The following is a 7,842-nucleotide window of genomic DNA, read 5'->3' on the forward strand; positions in this document are numbered from 1 at the left end:
CTTCCGCCTCATCTTCAGATGTTTATAAGGGACAGTGGGGGTACCGACCAGGTCGGTGACGATGGCCCGGAATCGGCGGTCGATCTCGCTCTGATCCGCCTTCGCGGGATCACCACCGGCCTGGAGGCTGCGGGTGGTTTGGGTGAGGGGGTGCAGGCCGGTGTGGTCCCAGGTGGTGACGGTAACCGGCGCGGCGCCCTCGTGCACCGTGTGGTGTTCCTCGACGAGGGTGGTGTCGTGCCAGGTGAAGCGGATGGTTTCGGCTATGCGGCCGTCGGGGTGGTGGCAGTGTTTGGCGACGCGCCGACCAAAGGGGTCGTAGACATACGACCAGACGGTGCCGTCGGGGGTGACCGTGCGGGTGAGGCGGTCGTGGGCATCCCAGGTGTAGTGCCAGGTGTCGGGAGTGCGGGAGATGCGGGTGACGGTGCGGCGGATCACCCGCCCCGCCGCGTCGTAGGAGTACCGGGTGCGTCCGGCTCGGGCGAGGAGGGTGCCGGTGTAGGCGCGCTCCCCGACCGCGTCGGCCGGCAGTCCGGGGGCGGTGGCGGCGATTTGGTCGCCGGTGGGGTTGTAGGCGTAGGACTCCGTCCCGACCGGGCCGGTCAGGTTCGTGGGGCGGCCGATCGCGTCCAGGGCGAGGGTGGTGGTGCCCGTGGCGTCGGTGACGGCGGTGGGGTAACCGTCCGCACGGTAAGTCCACCGCTTGTGGTGCAGGCGCCGGCCCCCGGCCCCGGTGAGGGACTGTTCGGCCGGCCGGCCGGCCGCATCGTGACCGGTGGTGAGAGTCAGGACATCGGCGATGCGGCGCTCGATCTCCCGCCCTGCCGCGTCCCGCCGGAAGTCCAGGTGTCGGCCGGCCGTCTCCAGACCGATCGGACGCCCGGCTGCGTCATAAGTCCATCGGCTGGTGTGACCGGTGGGGGTGGTGCGGGAGAGCAGATTCCCCACCGAATCGAGGTTCAGAGCGAGGGTGTGGCCGTTGACCGTCTCGCTCAACGGGTTGCCCGTAGTGCCATATGTACGAGTCAGACCCACACCGGGGGAGGTGGCCGCCACAATCCGACCAACCGGATCGTAAGTCCAAACGGTGAGACCACCGGTGTCGGTGGTGGTGGAGGTCAGTCGGCCGAGGGTGTCGTAGGCGTGGGTGAGGGACTGCCCCGCCGGGTTTGTCTGCCGGATCGAGCGGCCCGCAGCGTCGTATTCACGGGTGGTGGTGCGCCCGTCGTAGTCGGTCTCCGCGATCAGACGCCCGGCTTCGTCGAGGGTGTAGGTCCAGGTGCGGTTGTCGGAGGCGGTGATGGCGGTGATGTTCAACTCGGTGTCGCGGGTGAAGACATACCGCGCACCCTCGGGGGTGGTCTGGGAGACCGGTAGGTCGAAGGGGCCGTAGGTCCAGGTGGTGGTGCCGCCGTTTTCGTCGGTGTGGGTCAGGCAGTTGCCCTCCGCGTCCCACTCCCACGTTTCGGTGTGTCCGAGGGGGTCGGTGCGGCGCACCGGCTTGCCCTCGACCGACCACTCCATCCGGGTGGTCGCACCGAGCGGGTCGGTGAGGGAGGTGGGGCGGCCGAAGGCGTCGCGCTCCAGGGTGGTGGTCGCGCCCAATGGGTCGGTGACCGCCAGCGGGAGTCCGGCGGGGTCGGTGTGGATGCGGGTGGTGGCGCCGAGCGGGTCGGTGATGGTGGCGGGGGAACCGGTGGGCCGGTGGGTCCAGCCGGTGCGGTGCCCGGCCGGGTCGATGAGGGCGGTGCGGTTGCCGCGATCGTCGAATTCCTGCCGCCACACCGTGCCGTCCGCCTCGGTGATCGCCGTCGCAAGACCGAGGGTGTTGTACTCGGCCCGGATCTCGTGGCCGTCGGGACGAACAACGGTGGTCAGGTCGCCGTACTCGTTGTGGGTGTAGCGGGTGGTGTTCCCCAGTGGATCGGTGACCGAGAGCAGGTTGTCGTAGCGATCCCATTGGCGACGGGTGGTGTGACCCAGTGGATCGGTTTCGGCGACGAGTTGGTAGCTGTCGTTGAATTGGAAGACGGTGGTGTGGCCGAGACTGTTGGTGGCCTCGGTCCGGTTGTTGGCGGTGTCGTAGCGGTAGCGGTATTCCAGGGCCCGGTCGGTGCCGGTGGAGAACACACACCGGCCCGCCGGGTCGTATTCGTAGCGGTACCAGGTGTGGTTGCGGTCCTCCCACTGGATCAGCCGATCGTGCTCGTCGTACCACAGGCGAAGCGGCAGGCCGGAGGAGTTGAAGACCCGCGCGAGGTTGCCCGCCTGGTCGTAGTCGAAGGCCAACACCACCGGCTCATCGGGTGCGGAGAGCAGGCGGTAGGAGGTGATGCGCCCATCGACCACCGCCACGCCGATCCGGTAGCCGCCGGTGTGGCTGACCTCGACCGGCTCGCCGGCTTCGTTGTGCCGCACTTCGATGCGGTTGGTGTTGCGGTCGGTGACCGCGACCAGCGGCAGTTCGTTGCCGGGTGCGCCGGGGACGGGGGCGAAGTGCAGGGTCCTGCCCGACTCGCGCTGGTGGATGGTCAGCGGCGTACCGGGGCGGCCGTCCCAGGCCAGGGCCCAGCGCGGGCCCTCGATGGGCAGGACCGGGTCGTCGGGGTCGCGGGTGGGGATGGGGTAGACCAGGGTCATGCCGTCCGCGGTGCGAAAGCGCACCTCCCGGGCATCGAGCTCCAGGCGTTGGTCCAGGGTGGAGGACCAGGAGCGGCCGAACAGCCGGCCCGCCCGGTAGCTGGAGATGTGGTGGCGCTCCAGGACCAGGGGCAGGATGCCGGGCAGGTCCACATCGGTGGCCGGCATCACCAGCTCGCCGGTGGCCACATCCACGGGGTCGCCGCAGTCGTTGCGCTTGGTCATCGGCACCGCCTGGCTGCGGGCCTCTTTCGCGGTGCCCTTGGCCCCGCGTGCCATGCCCAGCGCGGCGGTCTTTGCCCCGGCGGAGGCCAGACGCCCGCCGGGTATGCAATCCAGCAGCGCGAATCCGACATCCCACAGCGATGCCTCGCCGTTGGCGTAGTCGATCAACGTGTCGGCGAGGATGATCAGTGAGGCGGTCAGGATCAGCCCCCACACCAACGGCCCACCCAACACCAACGCCACGATGCTGAGCACCGTGACGACCACTTGTGCGACGGCGACGATGGTGTCCCAGTTGTCCACCACCCAGTCGGCGGCCTTCTGCCACCACTTCCGATTCGGGATCCCCGCCTCGGAGGCTTCCTCCAGATCCGCCTTGCACTTGGCGGCGGCCTCCTCGCGCAACTCCTTGGCCTGACCGGCCAGCGCGATGGCGAGGTCGAGCTTTTCGCGGGCATCGGTGACGGCCGTCTCGGCGTCGCCCTTGTCCCTCTCCGCGTCGGTCAGGGCGCGGCGGACCTCGGCGGCGACCTCGCCCTCATCCGGCGGCTCCGCCGCCTCGGTCGCGTCCTCCAGGGCCGAGGTCGCCCGCTCCAACCACGACTGCGCCGTGGACAACTCCTCCCGCGCCTCGATCGCCCGATTCAACGCCCGATCCGCATCCCCCTGCGCCTCCCGCAACTTCGGCGCATACGTCAACAACGCCTGCGCCGCCAGGTCGTAGGAGGTGTGCAACTTGTCCAGATCCGGCGGCAGCTTGTCGAACCGATCCCGATACGCCTCCGCGCTCTCCCCCACAAACGACGCGAGCGCCCCCTCCTCACCCATCGCACGGACCTTGCCCAACGCGGTGAAGACGTCCTCCGCGAACTCCTCCAACTCATTGCCCAGCCGCTCGATCCGATCCGGATCCCCCGGCGCCGGATCCGAACCCATCTCCACCGGCGACCAATCCGACGCCCGCGCCATGAAAACCCCGCCCCCGCAGCTCCCCCGAGTGATGTCGGGCGCCACAGTAACGCGCAGTCCCCCGACCGCAGCACAGGGGATACGGACATGTGAACGATCTCCCACACGCCGCGCACGCGGCGGGGCCCGGAGCGTGCCCGGGCCGGTGGGGAGGCCGGTCGGCGAGGGCCGGACCGGCCGGGCTCAGCGCTTCGGGGTGATGTTCGCGGCCGGGCCGAGGCAGAGTTGCATGAAACCTCTCAGGACAGCCATCCCTCCGGCGACTCCCGGGGTGGAGTGGTCACCCCACACGACGGCACAGAAATCTCCGCTCAACCCTCTCAACAGCGGCACCCAATCCTTTCCCGGGACCGAGTCATGTGGGTGATCCCTTCTGATTTTCTCCACCTCCAACAGTGAAAGCCGTGCGTACCCGGGAATCAGGTTTGCATCGTCCTGGCTCTGCCCCCCCACCATTTCACTCCGTTGCACCAACCGAACCACTCCACGCCCTCATCCGGGGTTCCTTGCCCGAGCACTGATTTCACCTGCTCGGACGACACTCCGGGGAGGAGCACCGAAACGACAGGGCGATTCAGCTCAACCAGTCGATCGCGCAGCGAATCCAAGTCGCCCGACATCAACGAGTGGCTTCCCCACCCCGGCTCTCTCACAGTGGTCAACCCGGCACAGACTCCGCAATTTCATGAGCCGAAGCCCCGTAGCGGAGGTGGGGCCTCATGCCCTTCCGGGAGTGTCCAGTACCGCGATCCCTTTTCCGGAGCTTCCCTGATCGGCCACGAAGAACGGTCCGCTTCGGGATCCCACCACCGGAACGCTCCCTTTTCGTCGACACTCAGATCATAGTATGCCCCGAAGGCCCAAAAATCGGGCTCCTCGTGACACATGAGGTCCGGGTACGGGTCGATTTTCAGCTTCCCATAGGAGGAGTTTATTCGGGCAACTGCCTCGGAATAGGTGATTCCGAACTCCCGGGACATGAACCGCGCCATATCCCGGAAATATTCTCTCATCCCGGCATCGAGTCGCATGATGAACTCTTCCATGATTCTTCGCTCCGCCCCGGATCGTTCCTGAAGACATGCACCCCCGGCGCGTGGGCGGATGCACTCCCGATGGGGAAACATGTGAGGCCCCCGGTCGAACCGGCCGATCCCGCTCGACAGCCCATCACCGGAAGCTCCGCCCCTTCCCCCACCCTCGTATTCCCGCCTCCTGTCGGCTCGGAAAGATTCCGTGGAAGCCGTGGCAGGTGTCCCCTTCCCCCCGGTTTCCCATCGAGGCCAATAGTACGGTTGTGTCGGCTATCCCCGTATGGGTTCGAGAGGGACAGGACACCATGGACAAGGACGTCACGTTAGGCGCGGAGAGCGCACCGTCGCAGGACCGCCGGCCCACGGCCATGGAAGTGGGGGCGCCGGTGAGGCTGACCCCGATGGGCGCTTCGTACGTGCCCCCGTGGGAGAAGGTGACGAGCGTTTCGGTCATCGCCTTCACCGCCGAGGGGGCGATGGTGGTCGCCGACCTCGATCGCGGCCCGGACCTGCCGGGTGGGCACACTCAACGGCACGAGCGGTGCGGTGAGGAGACCGCTCGGCGGGAGGCGTGGGAGGAGACCCGCGTCGTCATGGACGACCTCGTCCCCATCGAGGTCATCGAGTCCGACTACTTCGGCCCGGACGACCTGACCTACATGATCGTCTACGGCGGGCTGTGCCGTCGTCTGGCGCCCTGGACGCCGGGGGACGACGAGTCCCGGGGACGCCTGCTGATGACCCCGGAGGCCTTCCTGTCCCGCTACACCGCAGGGGACCCGAACCTGATGACCCATCTGGTGACCACGGCGAAGGCCCGCATCTCCCCCTTCATCTCCTGACACCCGCACCGAAAGCGAAGGACTGCCGCCATGACCGACACGGACCCCCGCCGCCACCTGCTGAGCACCCGCCGATACCAATGGGACTCCTCCGGAGCCGCCGTCTCCCGGCCCGTCGGCTTCGCGGAGGAGGCGGCCGAACGCCGCGAGAGCCTGTCCCACGGCCTCGAAGACGCGCGCGCCACCATCACCGGCAACGAAGCGCTGGTGGGCGCGGCCCTGCTCAAGGAGTTCGCCGCCCGGCTGCGGCACGACCTCGCCCAGGGAACGATCGCACCGGACGCGGAAGAACTCGCGCAGGTCGCCACCGACCTCGCCGACCGCATGACCAAAGCCGGAGGGCTCACCGACTGATGCGCATATCCGCCCTCTCCAGAGCATGGGCGGACCCCAGCGGCGGCGTCACGGGCAGCCGCAGGGGATGCCCGGGGTGGGGGGAAAGTCCCTCGGGCCGGGCCGGCCGGGCTCAGCGCTTCGGGGCGATGTTCGCGTTCAGGCGGAAGAGGTTCCCGGGGTCGTACGTCGCCTTGATCTCCGAGAGTCGCTCGTAGTTCCCGCCGTAGCCCTCGTGCACGAGGTGTTCGCCCTCCTCCAGGAAACCGGGGAAGTTGAGGTAGAGGCCTCCGGCGGAGAAGGAGCCCAGGTCGGCGAAGACATCGCGCACCCAGGCCACGTTCGCGGCCGAGTCGGCCTCCGCCTCCCAGTTCGCCTCGATCCCGATCAGGTAGGGGGCGTGGCGGTTGGCGAAGGCGGTCTCCGCCTCTCCGACGCGGGCCATGGCCCCGCCCTGGTACCAGACATCGATGGTGGACCGGTCGGAGGGCGCCGCGGCGGCGTGCTCCGAGAGTCGCTCGATGAGCTTGTCGTCGAGCCCGGGCACGTTGATGGACTTCCAGTAGTACCGGTCGCCGTCGGGGTAGTCCTCGTCCACGATCCCCTGGACCCCGGTGTAGGGCATGGTGCCGCTGAGGTCGAGGAACGGTTCGGTGATCTCCCGCAGCGGTCGCAGGAGTCGTTCGCCCTCCGCCGGGTCGCCGGGGTAGGGCCCGAGCACCGCCACGAAGGGCTTGCCGCGCGCCCCGGGCGGGAAGTTCTCGTCGTCCCCGGGCACCCTGCCGAGGATCCCGAGCGGGGCGAAGTCGTCCGGCCTCTCGGCCAGGTACCGCTCGCAGGCCCGCAGCACCTCCTCGGTGTGGGAGGCGGGGTGGAAGGCGAAGCAGAGGAACACCTCCGGCCCGACGGGGTGCAGTCGGTACTCGAAGGCGGTGACGACGCCGAAGTTGCCGCCGCCGCCACGGATCGCCCAGAACAGGTCCCGGTTGCGGGTGTCGTCGGCGACCACGATCCGGCCGTCGGCGGTGACGACCCGCGCGGACAGGAGGTTGTCGCAGCTCAGTCCGTGCTTGCGCCGGAGCCAGCCCATGCCCCCGGACAGGGTGAGGCCGGCCGCCCCGGTCCCGGTCACCACGCCCAGCGGGGTGGCGAGCCCGTGGCGCTGGGTGGCGCGGTCGATGTCCCCGAGCGTGCAGCCGCCCTGCGCGACGGCGCTCCGTTTCTCCGGGTCGACCTCGACGCCTCTCATCCCCGACAGGTCGATGACCAGGCCGCCGTCGCAGAGTGCCTGGCCTGCGACACCGTGTCCGCCGCCGCGTACGGCGAGCGGCAGGTCGTTGTCGCGGGCGAAGTCGACGGCGGCGGCCACGTCCTCCTCACCGGCGCACCGGGCCACCAGGGCCGGGTGCTTGTCGATCATGCCGTTCCAGAGCTTCAGTGCGGGCCCGTAGGCGGCGTGGTCGGGCCGGATGAGTTCTCCTCGCAGCCGGGAGGCGAACGCGTCCACCACGGGGGTCGGAAGGTCCACCTCCCCGGTGTGCCGTCCCTCGTTCCCCGTCCGCGGGTTCCCGGTGTGGGTGTGCCTCCCGCTCATGGTGGTCACCTCCTTCTCTCCAGCATCACGCCGGGTGGGGTGGGGTGCCACCGGGGCTTCGCGCCGCGTAAGGGCCGCGTCGGGACGGCGACGTCCGGTGAAGGGGTGAGGGGGAGGGTTCCGTCCGGGGCACGGGCGCGCCCGGGTGTCGGCAGGTGCCGGGACAGGTGTCGGAAGGGGGCGGGGCCGCGTTCGGCGGTGC

Annotated in this window: 5 protein-coding genes; 2 read left to right on the top strand and 3 right to left on the bottom strand. The window is 69.1% G+C overall.

Going from position 1 to position 7,842, the window contains the following annotated elements:
- Together FOE67_RS10580 and FOE67_RS10585 are read right to left on the bottom strand one after the other, a co-directional pair.
- A partial coding sequence (locus FOE67_RS10580; protein WP_182662912.1) for a DUF6531 domain-containing protein occupies positions 1-3,804 on the bottom strand: 3,804 nt, incomplete at its 3' end.
- Positions 3,805-4,520: 716 nt separating this feature from the next.
- Positions 4,521-4,883, bottom strand: a complete 363-nt coding sequence (locus FOE67_RS10585) for a hypothetical protein (RefSeq protein ID WP_153426878.1) — start codon at positions 4,881-4,883, stop codon at positions 4,521-4,523.
- A 422-nt stretch (positions 4,884-5,305) separates the two neighbouring features.
- On the opposite strand from FOE67_RS10585, the gene FOE67_RS10590 reads away from it, so the two are divergent.
- Both FOE67_RS10590 and FOE67_RS10595 read left to right on the top strand, forming a co-directional pair.
- Positions 5,306-5,713, top strand: a complete 408-nt coding sequence (locus FOE67_RS10590) for an NUDIX hydrolase (RefSeq protein ID WP_323384669.1) — start codon at positions 5,306-5,308, stop codon at positions 5,711-5,713.
- A 30-nt stretch (positions 5,714-5,743) separates the two neighbouring features.
- Entirely contained in the window at positions 5,744-6,067 is a 324-nt protein-coding gene (locus FOE67_RS10595) for a hypothetical protein (RefSeq protein ID WP_182662914.1), read from the top strand.
- A gap of 112 nt (positions 6,068-6,179) precedes the next feature.
- Here FOE67_RS10595 and FOE67_RS10600 read toward each other — a convergent pair whose 3' ends face one another.
- Complete coding sequence (locus FOE67_RS10600; protein WP_194444142.1) at positions 6,180-7,640, bottom strand: FAD-binding oxidoreductase; 1,461 nt, start codon at positions 7,638-7,640, stop codon at positions 6,180-6,182.
- Positions 7,641-7,842 lie beyond the last annotated feature (202 nt).

The sequence above is a fragment of the Streptomyces calidiresistens genome, from assembly GCF_014141525.1.
In the GTDB taxonomy this organism is placed as follows: Bacteria; Actinomycetota; Actinomycetes; order Streptomycetales; family Streptomycetaceae; genus Streptomyces; species Streptomyces calidiresistens.